Origin of the sequence: Mesorhizobium sp. M0139 (genome assembly GCF_040322455.1) — a bacterium.
Classification (GTDB): domain Bacteria; phylum Pseudomonadota; class Alphaproteobacteria; order Rhizobiales; family Rhizobiaceae; genus Mesorhizobium.
On sequence record NZ_JAMYTN010000002.1, the window covers coordinates 406,843 to 421,792 of the forward strand.

Below are 14,950 nucleotides of genomic sequence, written 5' to 3' on the forward strand. Positions count from 1 at the left end.
CGGTGTCTCAGCTTCGGTAGGCAAAGGCCGACATCATGCCGCTCGCCATGTGGTAGAGATGGTGACAGTGAAATGCCCATTTGCCGGGATTGACGGCATCGACGGCAATGGTGATCGACCGCATCGGCGGCACCAGCACGGTGTCGCGAACGGCGCCCCGGAAACGCTGCCCGTCAATCGCGACCACCTGGAAATGGTGGCCGTGAAGGTGCATTGGGTGAGCCATCATGGTGTCGTTGCGCAGCGTGACCTCGACCCGATCGCCCTTGTCCACGAGGATGGGCGCGCTGGTTTCGAGACCCCAGCGATAGGCAGCCATGTCGCCGGTCAGCGCCATTTCGAACGTTTTGTTCGCCAGGCGTGATGCAAGTGGCGCGATTGCTCGAAGTTGCGCCTCGAGCGTCAGGTTCAGAACCGGAGCGTCGACGTCAGCCGCTGGCCCGAGCTTGGCCACCGCCGCCCCCGCCGGACGCAGGACGATTCCGGTCCGTTCCTTGCTTCCCTCGCGCAGCGCCAGGATCGGAAAGGAGGTGCTGAGGTCGCCCGGCAACTGCACGCGCACGTCGATGCGCTGGCCCATCGTCATTGGAAAGTGCCGGCCCCTGACCGGTTCGACAGGCTGACCGTCTACCGCAATCAGTTCGCCGTCAAGTTCCCCGAAATCGATTGTAAACGCCGTCGCGGTGGCGCCGTTGATGATCCGCACGCGCACGCGTCCGCCCCGTTCGACCGGCACGATCTCGGGGTCGTTCAGGGACCGGTCATTGGCCAGATAGGCGTCATACTCGATGTCATTGATATCCATCACCATGCCGCCATCCTTCATCCCTGCCATGGCGCTGGTCTTCGCTCCCGACATATCCATGCCGTCCATCGGCATGGAGCCGCCGGTGTTCTTACTCTGCAGCCCAGCCAGCAGTTCCTGAGGCGATGAGAACGAAAAATCGTGGAGCAGGACAACAACCTCCTGCTCATCCTTTGCGTCATCGGCGGGATCGGCGACAATGAGCGGAGCCGCGAGCAGCAATTGTTCCTGCAAGGTATGGGCGTGCATCCAGAAAGTGCCTGGCCCGCCGACCGGAAATTGGAAGCTGCGATCGGCCTTGGCGCTGATGAACGGCAGTGGCGCGTCGGCGACGCCGTCGCTCGGCCACGGCGGCGTCAGTCCGTGCCAATGTATGATCGTCGGCTCGGCAGTCTCGTTTCGAAGCAGCACGTTGAAGGCTTCGCCCGCCCGCAAGCGCAGGCCAGGCGCGCCGTCGGCCCTTTGCAGGCCGAAGACACTTGCAGCTTTACCGTTCACCTCGATCGTGCGGCGCGAGATGCCAAGCGACTGGCCGCCCGACTGACCGGCAGAGGCTGCTGCGAGCAAGCCCGATGGGATTGCAAAAGCTGCTGCGCCTGCCACTGCGCCCTTCAGAATATCCCGGCGTTTCATGATCGTTCCTTTGTTTTCGACTTCGGATTTCAGAACTTCGTTATTTGGTTCAGCACACAGGATCAGGCCCAAGGGCTCTGCCCTTAGGGCGCACGGCGCTCGCGACCGGAGCCGAACAGCTTGGCCAAATGCGGGAAAAAGGCGGGCACACGAGCGGCATAACGGTCGTATGAGTCGCCGAACTCTTTTCTCGTTTCTCGCTCCTCAATGAAGGAAAGTCGCACATACATGGCGACCAGAATGGGAAACATCGCCAGCGTCAGCAGCGTCGGCCATTGCACGAGGAAGCCCGCCATGACGAGGACGAAGCCGACATATTGCGGGTGCCGGACGGAGGCATATGGCCCACCCGTTGCGAGCCGATTGTGACGCTGCGCTTCGTAAAGCACGCGCCAAGCAGTCGAGATCAGCATGAATCCGCCGCCGATCAGGAAGAAGCTGAGAACGTGGAAGGGGCCGAAATGCGGATTGAGACGCCAGCCGAACATCATCTCCGAGAGGTGACCGGCACCGTGCGAGAACCAGTCGATGCCAGGGTATCGTGACTGCAGCCACCCCGAGAACAGGTAAATCGTCAGGGGAAAGCCATACATCTCGGCAAACAGTGCCACCAGGAAGGCGCTGAAGGCACCGAAGGAGCGCCAGTCGCGGCCGGTTCGCGGCTTGAAGAAGCTGAATGCGAACAGGATGAAAACCGCCGAATTGATTATGACCAGGCCCCAAAGGCCGTAGGCAGGAGATTGCTCGACCATCGTCATGCTCCTTCGTGGTGGGTGGTGCCGTCTTGCGCGCCCGGCTCAGGTTTCTTGTGTCTGGCATGGCCGCCGTGAACGCCATGCCCGCGGTGGCCGCCATGCATGAACATGTGAAGCAGAGGACAGGCGAGCAGCAGCAGAAAGGGAAGGACACCGAGGGTATGGGCCCAGTGCTCCGTGAGCAGGAAAAACGCCGCGATCAGCAGGAAGGCGATCGTGACCAGGCCGGCCTTCAAAGTCCAAAATCCGCCAGCCTCGGCCTCCGGTTCTGGTTCGGACCCGGTCGGTGGACCGGACATGCGGTGAACGTTGTTGGTATTCATGGGATGGGTTCCTTTGTTTGTCATCGATTGTCATTGCGGGGGCTTTCGAGCCCATAGGCGATGAGGCTTACGGCCCAGACCAGCGCGCAGGCGAACAGGGACCACCTGAAGTCGGAGCCGATCGTGAAGTTGACCACCGACATCAAGCCGATGGACGATGCTCCTCCGACCAGAGCGCCGGCCACCGCGACCGGATGGCGCGCGCGGAACGCGGTGAGCGCCAGCGCAATCAGGAGAACACCGGTGGCGAGTGCATAGCCGCCGAGCACCCGGAAAACCTGGGTGAGCCACATCGCAAGCCGTGGACCGATGGCTTCGAGCTCGGCGACCGAGAGGTTCATATAGCGGACATCCTCGGGCAATAATGGTGGCCTGAGGGCGATGAAATACAGTCCGATCCCGGCGATGATCATCCCCGCCAGGGCAAGAGTGACGGACGACGTCGTCCATGGATTGACTGTGGCTTTCATGGGCTGAACCTCGACTTGCTTTACCGCCGCCCCGTGGCGACGACATTGTAGATCGAGGCGTAAACGACACCCGCCAGCAGCCCGACGATGCCAAGCCCGAGAACGCCGTAGAGAACTCGGACAGGGCTTATCGGCGCCGTAGACCTGACCGCGCTGAGGTCGAGCCCGTGCATGATGGCGCCGAAGAAATCGAGTGTAGCCTCTGGCCAGATAGCGACGGCCAAAGCGCAGAGCATGCTCATCAGGGCCGACGTCACGCTCAGCGCAATGCCGACGGACAGGACGCTGAGTTTGTCCATGCCTTCCTCCTGTCATTTCGCGTGTTGCTTGAGCCATTCCTGCATGGCGGCGATCTCGGCCTGCTGAGCCGTGATGATCTGATTGGCCCAAACCTTGACCTGATCATCTTTGCCGAATTGCAGGACCGCCCGCGCCATATCGATGGCGCCCTGGTGGTGCGGGATCATTGCCTGGACGAAAGCGACATCGGGATCGCCGGCCTGGAGGCCCTGCATCATCGGTGCGTCCATTCGCTTCATCGCCTCCATATAATTTCTGGAGGCCTCGGACATGTTGGCGGTGTCCATCGGCATGTTCGTCATGCCGCCGCCCTGCGCCATGCCGCCCTGACCCTGCATCATCCCGCCTTGCATGCCGCCTTGCCCACCCTGCATCATGCCGCCCTGCATCATCTGCTGCATCATCGGCATCATTTGCTGCATCATGGGAGCCATCTTCTCCATCATGGGCATCATCTTCTGCATCGTGGACATCATCGCCGTGCACTGCTCGGGCAACCCGCCCGGCATCGCCTGTGTGGCCGGAGCAGCTGTCGTGGCTTGCGGCGCATCGGCCGCCGGATGGTGCGGATCGGTCTGGGCAAAAGCCGCGGCCGAAAGAGTTGTGAATGCTGCAAACGTGATCAATCGAAGGTGAGTTTTCATGACTGTTTCCTTGTGGTTGGTGATAACCGACAGAGGAGCTCTGAACGGGTGCGCAAGGCAGCCCAGATCGCCGCTGCTGGTTATGGTTTCGCGGATCGGTCGCGCGTTATGGGGCCTTGACAGGCACTGCTGGATTCAACAGGCCCAAGGGCCGCGACTGCGCGATATCAGACGAAGATTTTGGGAGGTTGCAGGAGAGCCTCTGGGTCGATGCTGGTTGCCAGCAGCGCCTTGCCCGCCATGAAGCGGATTGCAACCGGCGCATCATCAAGGACGCCGCATTCGCTTGCGGAAATGCCTGCAGCACAACAGCCGAAGCCAGTCGAGTGCATGCAATCCAGGCAGCCATCGCATGAGGCGCGATGGGAGTCCTGGTCTGTGGACGCGAGGTTACCTATCACCTTGTGCAAGGCGCTCGCCGAGGGCGTTGCAACGTCGGCAGTGACGCCGGCAACAGAACCCGTTGCAGAAGCATGCCCGACGACACCAGTGACGGCACCGCCCGCGATCAGAAGGATCACGGACAGGAAAACCCGAAGCTGAGCCAACGCGACTTTCATTGTCTCATCATAACCCAATTTACCGCCAACACTTTGACGCACATCAATGTCCACAAACCGGTGGTAAGGTCTCATGGGACCTGGGCTAGATACCCTTTTTTTGCCGTTCGACTTTGGCCAAACAGCAGTCGCCAATGAGGAGATACGCTCATGCTTACGGCTTCCGGCGTGGTGGATCTGAGCACGTCCCTGTCGGGGCGACTGAACCGCAAATGTTTCTGCATCACTCTCGACCGGGCCAAACTTTGGGCGGCGCTGGACCACAAAGCCGGCGAGCCTGGTTTCTGCGAAACCTTCATGGCATCACGGCCGCATCTGTTTTCCAATGTCCCGGTCTTCCTCGCCACGTCCGCCCTCGAAGAGATGCAGAGAATCGTCGTCGCCATCGAGGCGACAGCAATGTAGCCAGCTTACCGGGATGCGGTCCTCTCCTGGGCTCCCGAAATCGCACAGAGGGATTTTAGACCAGTCGGCGTGCTGATGGGCTACGATTTCCATCTCGACGATGACGGTCCCAAGCTGATCGAAGTGAACACCAACGCCGGCGGCGCTTTCCTCAATGCCTTATTGGCCAAAGCACAGAAGGCCTGCTGCTCCGAAGTCGATCGAGCGCTGCCGATCACTTCGAAACCAGCATCATCGCGATGTTCTGGCGCAATCAGCAGCCGTCTATGATCTCGATCATATGATCTGGGCCAAAATCTGGTATCGAGGCCTTGTGACAGAACCAGAAGCAGAAACCCGACATCCAGTGACCGCAGCGGGCGAAATCGAGACGCCCGCCTCGCAGGACCTCCATATGGCCGCGCTGTTTTCCGCTCGACGGGATCGCAGCCTGTCAGCGGGACAGTTCCTTTTCCGGCAAGGAGAGGCCGCCGAAAGCGTGTTCCTGATCCGGCTCGGACGGCTGCGCATGGTTCGCCACCTCGCGTCGGGGGACCCCGTTGCGATCCATACCGGTCGCGCCGGTGAGCTCTTCGCCGAGGCGGCGCTGTTTGCCGACAGCTACCACTGCGACGCACAGGCCTTGGAGGAGGTCACGGTCGCAAGCTGTCCCAAGGTAGATATCCTGCGTGCCTTCGCCGCATCGTCATACCTGGCGATGGCCTGGATCGAGCGCGTGACATCCCAGCTCCACGCTGCCCGAAACGTGCTCGAACTGCGCAACATCCGCTCGGCGGAGGACCGTGTGCTCAAACATCTCCAATTGCGGGCCGGCGCCAACGGCGAGGTCGCTTTCGAGGGGCGACTGCTCGATATCGCCGCCGAACTCGGCCTCACGCATGAAGCTTACTACCGCACACTTGCCGGCTTGGAGCGCTCCGGCGCGATCAGTCGCGAACGCCGCCGAATTCGGTTGCGGCCGTCTTTTCACTCATGATCAGGGAGGCTTCCGGATGGATGCCAAGCTCATAGCCCTTGCGACATTACTGAATGTCGCGCCCGCCATTGCTCAGGATACCGGGCATGCGACGGGACATGCGCAACATTTGGGTGCCGAAGTCATGCCCTTCGACCTGGCCCGCATCGTCCATATATTTACGCCGCTGAAGGATGGCGGGACGCAGGATGTCGTCTCCCGAGACGGGGATCCGACGCAAGTGACCCTGATCCGAGCGCATCTGAACAAGGAGGCCGCCGCCTTCGCACAAGGCGACTACTCCGATCCATCCGCTATCCATGGACAAGCAATGCCAGGCCTTGCGGAGTTGCGTGCAGGCGATGGACGCATGCACGTTGCTTTCGAGCAACTTCCAGGAGGCGCCCGCCTGCGTTTCAAGGCAAGCGATCCGGCTCTCGTGGCCGCGCTGCACGACTGGTCTGAGGCACAAGTCCGTGACCACGGCGCGGATGCGGTCATGCATCACCCATGAGCGCTTGACTCTATCCTCCCCGGGAGGATAGGAGGCGTGGATGTCCAAAGGCATTCACCATTCACATCCCGCCATCATCAAGCGCTTGAAGCGCGCGCAAGGTCACCTCACGGCGGTGCTGTCCATGTTCGAGGCGCATCGTCCCTGCGCTGACCTGGCGCAGCAACTCCACGCTGTGGAAAGCGCCATCAGCAGCGCAAAGCGCGAACTGATCCACGATCACATTGAACATTGCCTGACAGACACCGCGGAAACGGGGGGCAACTCCCTGGCAGAGCTCAAGCAACTGGCGAAATACCTATGATCGGTCTCAGAGCGCGCATTCTCGACTGGTTTGGCTTCGGCTCGCATGATCACGCCGCACATGGTCACGACCATGGCAGCGGGCCACATGGACATACCCACGGCGTCATCGACGCAACGATTGCGACGACCGATCGGGGCATCTGGGCGATCAAATGGTCGTTCGTCATCCTGGCCATCACAGCGGCATTGCAGATGGCTGTGGTTGTGCTGTCGGGTAGCGTGGCACTGCTTGCCGATACGATCCACAACGTCGGCGATGCCACGACCGCCATACCGTTGTGGATCGCGTTCATGCTGGCACGACGCAAGCCCAGCAAAACGTTCACCTACGGCCTTGGACGAGTTGAGGATCTGGCCGGGATCATCATCGTCCTGATCATCTTGTTCAGCGCCATCGTTGCCGGTTACCAGGCCATTGAGCGGCTGATAAACCCGCAAGTCGTGACGCATCTTGGCTGGCTGACGGCGGCAGGCATTGTCGGCTTTCTTGGCAACGAGGTGGTCGCTGTGTTCCGCATCCGCGTCGGCCGCGAAATCAACAGCGCGGCACTTATCGCCGACGGCTACCATGCCCGCACCGATGGGCTCACCAGCCTTGCCGTCGTCGCCGGAGCCCTCGGCGTCTGGCTCGGATTTCCCTTGGCCGACCCCATTGTCGGGCTGCTCATCACGATCGCGATCTTCGGCATTGTCTGGCAGTCGGCGCGCTCAGTGCTCACCCGCATGCTGGACGGCATCGAACCCGGCGTGATGGACGAAATCCAGCACGCCGTCGCGCATGTGCGGGGGGCGCATATTGTCGATGCCAAGGCGCGTTGGATCGGTCACAAGCTGCACGTCGACATTGCCATCGCCGCAGTCGAAACCTTGCTACTATCTGAGGCCAACAAGATCACGTCAGCGCTGGAATACGAGTTATTCGAGCACATGCCGGCGCTCGCGGCTGCCAACATCCGGTTTTCGACCGAACATGAAGAGCACGGGCATCCACACCCCCATGAACATGCTCATGGCGAACATGACGGTCACAAGCACTGACAGTCGCGGCGAGCGGCAGGCTTCTGCTAGTCTCGCCTGATGTTCCAGACGCTTGTCGAGTTTCAGCGCACGATCTATCTGACGCTCGGCGATCAGATCAAACTGCTTTCGGCCGGCGGCGGCTGGCTGGCCTTCATGGCCTTTCTGCCGATGGGCATTCTGTTCGGTGCGGCGCATGCCTTGACACCTGGCCACAGCAAAGCCGTGTTGGCCACCTATCTGGCAGGATCGGCCAACAGCGTCCGGCGCGGCCTTCTGGTGTCGCTGACGCTCTCCTTCACCCATGTGGCGATTGCCGTTGTGATCGCAGTTCTTTCGCTGCCGTTGGTCTCCATTGCGTTGGGTAGCGTCGGCCGTGCGCCGCTACTGGAGGATATCAGTCGCGGGCTGCTTGGGTTGATCGGCGTCTGGATGCTCTGGCGCGCTTTGAGCCATGGTCATCATCACAAGCATGAAGGTGAGGCCGTTGGCGTCATGGCCGGCCTTATCCCGTGTCCACTGACGCTTTTTGTCATGACCTTCGCGATATCCAGAGGCGTTCCGATCGCGGGCATTCTTTTCGCCGTCACCATGATGGCCGGGGTGGCGCTGACGCTATCTTGTGTCGCAGTTCTGTCGATCCTGTTTCGGGAGCGTCTGGTGCATTTTTTCGACTATCGACCACGCCTGTTCGATATCATTTCCCGGATCATCGAAGGCGCCGCTGGCCTTGCGCTTGCCGGTGTTGCCGTCTGGCAGATCACCTCGGCCTGAGGCCATAGTGATTATGGGGCCGCCGCGAGAACAAACTGCAGTTGCGGGTCTCCACCGCGCCGCTCTCGACTATGTCAAGCAGGCCTCGCGGAGTTGTTCAGGGGGCCTGGCACCGACGGGATCCTGTCGCGTATGGTTTCGGCGACAGGCCCGGCTCCCGCTCGATTTATGCCACCGGCTTTTTGAGCACGACAAACCAGTTGCCGTTGAGCATGCCTTCGTCACATACCTCGAAGCCCGCGCTCGTTGCCATCCGCCGCCAGGCGCCTTTGCCCGAGAAGAGCAGTGCGAGCACGCTGACGATCGCGAACATCGTCCATCCGGGCACCCAGACGACGAGAAGGAAACGCCCGCCCGGTTTCAGGACACGCAACATCTCTCGCAGCCCCTGTTCCTTTTGCGGGCCGAGGTGATCGATCGCGTGGGCGCTGACGGCGGCGTCGAAATGGCGTTCCGGGAAGGGCAATGCAGTCAGGTCGCCAGGTTCAATGTCCACGCGGCCGGTCAGCCCGGCAAGGCGCAGATTCTGTTCGAGCAACCGCCGGCCGCCGCCTTCGATATAGCCCGAATCGAAGCGGTCGAGCGCGACGATCCTTCCATTGCGGAGTGCACGGCCGAGTGCGATCGTGGTTCGGCCGGCGCCGCATCCTGCATCGAGAACCACATCTCTGTCGCCCGACAGAAGGTCGACCATCGGCAAGGCGGCATGCTCGTAACGTCCGACGGTGCGGGCAATGAGACCGCCGGCGAAGAAGTTCGCCGCGAGCAGCGTCAGCACCATGGCGAGCGGCCAATAGGCTGGTGTCGCGACCTGAACAGTGACCGTGAGTGCGATGAGGATCAGCGCGGCGATCCACGGCCCGAGCGCCCAGGCCGGCGCCCAGCCGAAATCGAAACCCTCGGTGTCCTGTCGGCCTATCCGGCCTGGCAAGTGCACGGCGAGCCTTTTTCCGGCCATGACATAGAGCGAAGCCAGCAACACCAGGGCTCCGACGAGATGAAAGGCGCCAAAGAGCAGGACTGTCCCCGAGACGGCTGGCAGCGACGGGACATAGATCAGCAACAGCAGCCCTGCTGCCACGCCGATGAGGCCGACGAGCCAAAGATGGCTGTGGCTATGGGGACCTGGTGTTTCTCTTGTTGCCATGACTGGCCTCCGCTTATTTCTGGACAGGACAGCAGTTATCGGACAGCATGACTGAAAATTTGAACATGAACTTAAGGCGCGAAATGTCCGGCAACGGACGAAACAGGGCCTATGGCAGGGAGGGGGCGCACGCATGAAGGAAGATCGCCGAATCCAGCGCTCGCGCGATTCGCTGCATCACGCGTTGGTCGCGCTGGTGCTTGAAAAGGGCTACGAGGCGGTGACGATCAAGGACATCGTCGAGCGTGCGAATGTCGGTCGTTCGACCTTTTATGCGCACTACAACAGCAAGGAGGATCTGCTCACAAACGGTCTAGCGGAACTGCGCGCGCTGTTGACAGCGCGCCAGCAAGCAGCACTTGCCGAAGAAGGAGACGTTGGCCAGCGCTGTCTCGGCTTCAGCCTGACGCTCTTCGAACATGCGCAAAGTTTCCGTGACATCTATCGTGTGCTTGTCGGAGAGCGAGGGTCCGCCATCGTCATGAACCGGATGCGAGCGCTGCTCTCTGATCTGGTGAGCAAGGACCTTGCTGTGATCGCACCCCCCAGCAGTGACGAACAAATCCCCCGAAGCGTGCTGATCCAGTTCGTGGTTGGCGCCCTGATGTCGGTTCTGGCTTGGTGGATGGATCGCAAATCAAGAATGTCGCCGGCGGAAGTCGACACGATATTCCGGCGCTTGACGATCCCCGCGATCGTCGCCGCTTTCGACGCAGAACAGCGGTAGCAGCGGGTCCCAGCACGATGGAAAAACGACACTCCGGAGCCGGCTCTAGATCCCCCCCCGCCGCAGCCGTCCAAAAGGTCCCAGACATCCACGATTTGCTTGCCGGTAAAACCGTGTATGCCTGTGCGCCGGTTGGGTGCTCATGGGCGACGGCTTTCGAGTTCAGATCTCGGATTTCGTCGTTTCGTTCAGCACACAAGGATCGGGCCCCAACGATCTACCTTCAGGGCGCACGGCGCTCGCCGGCGGAACCGAATAGCCTGGCCAGGTGCGGGAAAAAAGGCGGGAACGCGAGTCGCGGGAGCGGACATACGGTGCACGTTGTTGGTGTTCATGGGATGAGTTCCTTATTTGTCATCGATTGTCATTGCGGGAGCTTTCGAGCCCGTAGGCGATGAGGCTTACGGCCCAGACCAGCGCGCAGGCGAACAGTGGCCACCTGAAGTCGGAGCCGATCGTGAAGTTGACCACCGACATCAAGCCGATGGACGACGCTCCTCCGACCAGGGCGCCAGCCAGCGCGACCGGATGCCGCGCGCGAAACGCGGTGAATGCCAGCGCAATCAGGAGAACGCCGGTGGCGAGTGCGTAGCCGCCGAGCACCCTGAAAACCTGCATCAGCCACATCGCGAGACGTGGACCGATCGCTTCGAGCTCAGCGGCCGAGAGATTCATATAGCGGACATCCTCGGGAAGCAGTGGTGGCCTGGGTGCGATAAAATACAGTCCGATCCCGGCGATAATGATTCCCGTGAGAGCAAGAGTTGCGGACGACATGGACCAAGGATTGGCTGCAGGTTTCATTAGTGAAACCTCGCCAATCGAAGCTGGGTTTTCATGGCTGGTTCCTTGTCGTTGGTGTGAACCGCGGCTGACTCTGACGGGAGCCCAAGGCCCCAATCGCCGCTCTGGCTTATGACTTCGGGAATCGGTCGCGATATGGGGCCTTGGCAAGCACTGTCGGATTCAACAGTGCCTAGGGCTGCGACGGCGCGATATCAGGCCATGATCTGGGGTGGACGCAGGAGCGCCTCGGGGTCTATGCCCGTTGGCAGGAATGCCTTGCCTGCCATGAACCGGGCGGCAATCGGCACACAATGAAGAACGGCAGATTCGCCGGCGGAAATGCCTGCAGCACAACAGCAGGATCCGGTCGCGTCCACGCAATTTAGGCAGTCATCACATGGCGCGCGATGATTGTCCCGGCCTGGGGACGCGACGCCACGTATCGCGTTGCCCGACGTGATCGAGGGTGTCGCAACGTCGGCAGTGGCGCTGGCTCCGAAAGCCTGCCCGGCAAGACCCGCAAGGGCACCGCCCGCGATAAGGAGGACCACGGAGAACAGCAATCGAAGCTGAGCCGACGCAATTTTCATGTGTGTTCAATATAGCCCAACTGCGAGTCGCCACTTTGACGCAAATCAATGCCGCAGCTCCGGGGGAGCGCTTAGTTCACCGGGTCTCATTCGACACCGATCGAATGATTTCCCAGTTTCTCCCTTGAAACCTGCGGATGAATCGGAGGCGAGATGATGCCAGCAATGTCGCGTTCCACTCAGGCCACCGTCAGCATAGAATCCGCGGCCGAGCCTGTGTTTGCCTATCTCGACGACCACAGACATCTCGGGGCGCATATGAGCGCCTCATCATGGATGATGCTCGGTTCGAAGATGGACTACGAGTTCGATGCAGGCGAAGCTCGGTCGGTTGGCTCCAAGTTCAGATTCCGTGGAAAAATACTCGGAATTGCGCTGTCGGCGAAGCAAGTGGTGGCGAGCCGAATGCCGCCCAGATTGAAGGTCTGGGAAACTATCGGGGCCCCAAACCTCTGGGTGATCGGCCGCTATCGCATGGGCTTCGAGATCGTCCCCGAGGCGCGATCCTGCCTGCTTCGGGTCTTCATCGACTACGACCTGCCGGACACGGCGCCGGCCCGGTTGCTTGGCCTGATCTTTGCGGATGCGTATGCACGTTGGTGCACGGGTCGGATGGCGAAAGACGCAGCCCTTTATTTCGGGAAGGTCGGGGCGCGCGCCGTCCCGGGCGCTCAAGCATCTAGAAAGTCAGCCTAGCAATGACGGACCCAATGGCGCGCGAACGCGTTGGTGTCCATTCACAACGAGTCGACAAGCAGAGGCGCGTCGCGATCCAGCGGCATTTGCAAACAACGCAACGGAGCTGACATGACCGAGCATGCGAGAGTAGCAGTCCCCAGTGGGCGGCTATCTGAAAGCCAGTTGCGCGACATCGATGCCTACTGGCGTGCCGCCAACTACCTGACCATCGGCCAGATCTACCTGCTCGACAATCCGCTGCTTCGAGAGCCGTTGCGACTGGAACACGTCAAGCCGCGTCTGCTCGGGCACTGGGGAACATCGCCAGGCCTGAGTTTCATCTATGCGCACCTCAACCGGGCGATCCGGCTCAAGGACGCAAATGTGATCTATGTCTGCGGTCCCGGCCACGGCGGCCCGGCAATGGTGGCGAACACCTTCCTAGAGGGCACCTACACCGAGTTAAATCCGGATATAACGATGGATGAGGAGGGTATGCGGAAGCTGTTCCGACAGTTCTCGTTTCCAGGCGGAATTCCGAGCCACGCCGCGCCAGTCGTGCCGGGTTCGATCAATGAAGGCGGCGAACTGGGCTACGCGCTTTCTCATGCCTACGGCGCGGCGTTCGACAATCCGGACCTCGTCGTCGCCTGCATCGTCGGCGATGGCGAGGCCGAAACCGGACCACTGGCTGCGGCATGGCATTCCAACAAATTCCTCAATCCGGCGAGCGACGGCGCGGTTCTGCCGATCCTGCATTTGAACGGCTACAAGATCGCCAATCCGACGATTCTGGGCCGCATTCCCGAAGATGAATTGCGCGCGCTGTTTATCGGCTACGGTTATGAACCGCTGTTCGTCGAGGGACACGAGCCGGCGCTGATGCATCAACGAATGGCGGCCGTGCTCGACGATGCGCTCGACCGCATCCGGGAGATCCAGCATGCTGCGCGCGATGGTTCAGCGGCGGCGACCTTGCGACCAAAATGGCCGATGATCGTGCTTCGAAGCCCCAAGGGCTGGACGGGACCGAAGGAGGTCGACGGGCTGAAGACCGAGGGCTTCTGGCGCTCGCACCAGGTTCCCTTGTCGGGCTTGGCGGAAAACCCGGAGCATCTCAAGCTGCTGGAGGAATGGCTGAAAAGCTATAGGCCCGAGGAGCTGTTCGACGCCGCTGGTGCTCTAGTCCCTTCGATCCGCGACACCGCGCCCCAAGCCACGCGGCGCATGAGCGCCAACCCGTATGCCAATGGCGGCCTGCTGCGCCGGTCTCTCGAACTGCCCGGCTTGCATGACCATGCGGTAGCCATTACCCGGCCCGGCGCCGTCAAGGCCGAGTCTACCCGTGTGATGGGGACCTTCCTGCGAGACGTCATGCAGTTGAACCAGGCCACGAAGAACTTTCGCATCGTCGGACCCGACGAAACCGCCTCGAACCGGCTTCAAGACGTGTTCGAAGTGACCGAGCGAGCCTGGATGGAAAAGATCCTTCCCGAAGACGTTCATCTCGGCCGTGACGGCCGGGTCATGGAAATCCTATCCGAACACACATGCCAGGGCTGGCTTGAAGGCTACCTGCTTACCGGGCGGCACGGCCTGTTCTCCTGCTACGAGGCCTTCATACACATCGTCGATTCCATGTTCAACCAGCATGCGAAATGGCTTGATGCCTGCCGCGATATCCCTTGGCGGCGGCCGATCGCATCGCTGAATTATCTGTTGTCGAGCCATGTCTGGCATCAGGAACACAACGGCTTCAGCCATCAGGATCCTGGCTTCATCGACGTCGCCCTCAACAAGAAGGCCGACATCGTTCGCGTCTATCTCCCGCCGGATGCCAACACCTTGCTGTGCGTGACCGACCACGTGCTGCAAACCTGGAACCGCATCAACATCATCGTCGCCGGCAAGCCGCCGTCATGGCAGTGGCTGTCGATGGACAAGGCAATTGTCCACTGCAGGGCAGGCATCGGCATATGGGACTGGGCGTCGACGGACGATGGAGCGGAGCCTGACGTCGTCATGGCTTGCGCCGGCGATGTTCCGACGCTCGAAACGCTGGCGGCTGTGCAGATCCTCAGGCGCCATGTTCCAGAGCTCAGGATCAGGGTGGTCAACATCGTTGACCTGATGACCCTGCAGCCGAAGGAGCATCACCCGCACGGCCTGTCGGATCGCGATTTCGACGCGCTATTCACCACCGGCAAACCCGTCATCTTCGCCTATCATGGCTATCCTTGGACCGTTCATCGCCTGACCTATCGGCGCACCAATCACGACAACATCCATGTGCGTGGCTTTAACGAGGAGGGCACGACAACCACGCCCTTCGACATGACCGTTTTGAACGGCCTCGATCGTTTCCACCTCGTCCAAAGTGTGCTTGACCGGGTTCCGGAATTGAAGGGCGTGCGGGTTGGTCTGAAGCAGATGATGGACAGCAAGCTGCTTGAACATCGAGCCTATATTCGCGCCCATGGCCAGGATATGCCGGAAATACTCGACTGGAAGTGGGGGCAGGATCCAGATGCGGCGGCGGCTCGTTCGGGTTGAGCCGCCGC

The 14,950-nt window shown here is 60.9% G+C and carries 18 protein-coding genes and 1 pseudogene; 10 read left to right on the plus strand and 9 right to left on the minus strand.

Annotated elements, in window-relative coordinates; all coding sequences use genetic code 11:
• Window positions 1-7: 7 nt before the first annotated feature.
• From NKJ58_RS04520 to NKJ58_RS04550, 7 genes are all read right to left on the minus strand, one after another.
• Complete coding sequence (locus tag NKJ58_RS04520; protein ID WP_352852849.1) at window positions 8-1,438, minus strand: multicopper oxidase family protein; 1,431 nt, start codon at window positions 1,436-1,438, stop codon at window positions 8-10.
• An 83-nt stretch (window positions 1,439-1,521) separates the two neighbouring features.
• Window positions 1,522-2,190 (minus strand): methyltransferase family protein, encoded by a 669-nt coding sequence (locus NKJ58_RS04525; RefSeq protein WP_352852814.1) that lies wholly within the window; start codon window positions 2,188-2,190, stop codon window positions 1,522-1,524.
• A gap of 2 nt (window positions 2,191-2,192) precedes the next feature.
• Entirely contained in the window at window positions 2,193-2,516 is a 324-nt protein-coding gene (locus tag NKJ58_RS04530) for a DUF2933 domain-containing protein (RefSeq protein ID WP_352852815.1), read from the minus strand.
• A gap of 20 nt (window positions 2,517-2,536) precedes the next feature.
• Window positions 2,537-2,986 (minus strand): hypothetical protein, encoded by a 450-nt coding sequence (locus NKJ58_RS04535; protein ID WP_352852816.1) that lies wholly within the window; start codon window positions 2,984-2,986, stop codon window positions 2,537-2,539.
• Window positions 2,987-3,006: 20 nt separating this feature from the next.
• Window positions 3,007-3,285: a DUF5676 family membrane protein gene (locus tag NKJ58_RS04540; protein ID WP_352852817.1), complete on the minus strand. Its 279-nt coding sequence runs from the start codon at window positions 3,283-3,285 to the stop codon at window positions 3,007-3,009.
• Window positions 3,286-3,297: 12 nt separating this feature from the next.
• On the minus strand, window positions 3,298-3,930 hold the full coding sequence (gene copM / locus NKJ58_RS04545) for a CopM family metallochaperone (protein ID WP_352852818.1): 633 nt from the start codon (window positions 3,928-3,930) through the stop codon (window positions 3,298-3,300).
• A gap of 167 nt (window positions 3,931-4,097) precedes the next feature.
• Window positions 4,098-4,490: a hypothetical protein gene (locus tag NKJ58_RS04550; RefSeq protein ID WP_352852819.1), complete on the minus strand. Its 393-nt coding sequence runs from the start codon at window positions 4,488-4,490 to the stop codon at window positions 4,098-4,100.
• A 150-nt stretch (window positions 4,491-4,640) separates the two neighbouring features.
• Here NKJ58_RS04550 and NKJ58_RS04555 point away from each other — a divergent pair, with 150 nt between their 5' ends.
• The 7 genes and pseudogenes from NKJ58_RS04555 to NKJ58_RS04585 all read left to right on the plus strand — a co-directional run bounded on the left by NKJ58_RS04555 (window position 4,641) and on the right by NKJ58_RS04585 (window position 8,461).
• Window positions 4,641-4,895, plus strand: coding sequence for a hypothetical protein (locus NKJ58_RS04555; RefSeq protein ID WP_352852820.1), 255 nt, complete (start codon window positions 4,641-4,643; stop codon window positions 4,893-4,895).
• Between the two features lie 75 nt (window positions 4,896-4,970).
• On the plus strand, window positions 4,971-5,165 hold the full coding sequence (locus NKJ58_RS04560) for a hypothetical protein (protein WP_352852821.1): 195 nt from the start codon (window positions 4,971-4,973) through the stop codon (window positions 5,163-5,165).
• 10 nt (window positions 5,166-5,175) lie between these two features.
• Window positions 5,176-5,871 carry a Crp/Fnr family transcriptional regulator gene (locus tag NKJ58_RS04565; RefSeq protein WP_352852822.1) on the plus strand — a complete coding sequence of 232 codons (696 nt, stop codon included), beginning with the start codon at window positions 5,176-5,178 and terminating at the stop codon, window positions 5,869-5,871.
• A gap of 16 nt (window positions 5,872-5,887) precedes the next feature.
• Entirely contained in the window at window positions 5,888-6,364 is a 477-nt protein-coding gene (locus NKJ58_RS04570; RefSeq protein WP_352852823.1) for a hypothetical protein, read from the plus strand.
• A 40-nt stretch (window positions 6,365-6,404) separates the two neighbouring features.
• Window positions 6,405-6,668, plus strand: coding sequence for a metal-sensing transcriptional repressor (locus NKJ58_RS04575; protein WP_352852824.1), 264 nt, complete (start codon window positions 6,405-6,407; stop codon window positions 6,666-6,668).
• Window positions 6,665-7,663, plus strand: a pseudogene (locus NKJ58_RS04580) (cation diffusion facilitator family transporter); the annotation flags it as partial. The gene NKJ58_RS04575 and the pseudogene NKJ58_RS04580, both read left to right, overlap by 4 nt.
• Window positions 7,664-7,747: 84 nt before the next feature.
• Window positions 7,748-8,461: a HoxN/HupN/NixA family nickel/cobalt transporter gene (locus tag NKJ58_RS04585; RefSeq protein WP_352522098.1), complete on the plus strand. Its 714-nt coding sequence runs from the start codon at window positions 7,748-7,750 to the stop codon at window positions 8,459-8,461.
• Between the two features lie 166 nt (window positions 8,462-8,627).
• Here NKJ58_RS04585 and NKJ58_RS04590 read toward each other — a convergent pair whose 3' ends face one another.
• Entirely contained in the window at window positions 8,628-9,608 is a 981-nt protein-coding gene (locus tag NKJ58_RS04590) for a class I SAM-dependent methyltransferase (protein ID WP_352852826.1), read from the minus strand.
• A 133-nt stretch (window positions 9,609-9,741) separates the two neighbouring features.
• Here NKJ58_RS04590 and NKJ58_RS04595 point away from each other — a divergent pair, with 133 nt between their 5' ends.
• The gene (locus tag NKJ58_RS04595; protein WP_352852827.1) at window positions 9,742-10,335 is read left to right on the plus strand and encodes a TetR/AcrR family transcriptional regulator; all 594 of its coding nucleotides are present in this window, start codon (window positions 9,742-9,744) and stop codon (window positions 10,333-10,335) included.
• A gap of 354 nt (window positions 10,336-10,689) precedes the next feature.
• Here the strand turns inward: NKJ58_RS04595 and NKJ58_RS04600 are convergent, their stop codons facing one another.
• Window positions 10,690-11,139, minus strand: coding sequence for a hypothetical protein (locus NKJ58_RS04600; RefSeq protein ID WP_352852828.1), 450 nt, complete (start codon window positions 11,137-11,139; stop codon window positions 10,690-10,692).
• A 737-nt stretch (window positions 11,140-11,876) separates the two neighbouring features.
• Between NKJ58_RS04600 and NKJ58_RS04605 the strand changes: the two genes are divergently transcribed.
• Window positions 11,877-12,407: an SRPBCC family protein gene (locus NKJ58_RS04605; RefSeq protein WP_352852829.1), complete on the plus strand. Its 531-nt coding sequence runs from the start codon at window positions 11,877-11,879 to the stop codon at window positions 12,405-12,407.
• Window positions 12,408-12,518: 111 nt separating this feature from the next.
• Entirely contained in the window at window positions 12,519-14,942 is a 2,424-nt protein-coding gene (locus tag NKJ58_RS04610; RefSeq protein WP_352852830.1) for a phosphoketolase family protein, read from the plus strand.
• Window positions 14,943-14,950 lie beyond the last annotated feature (8 nt).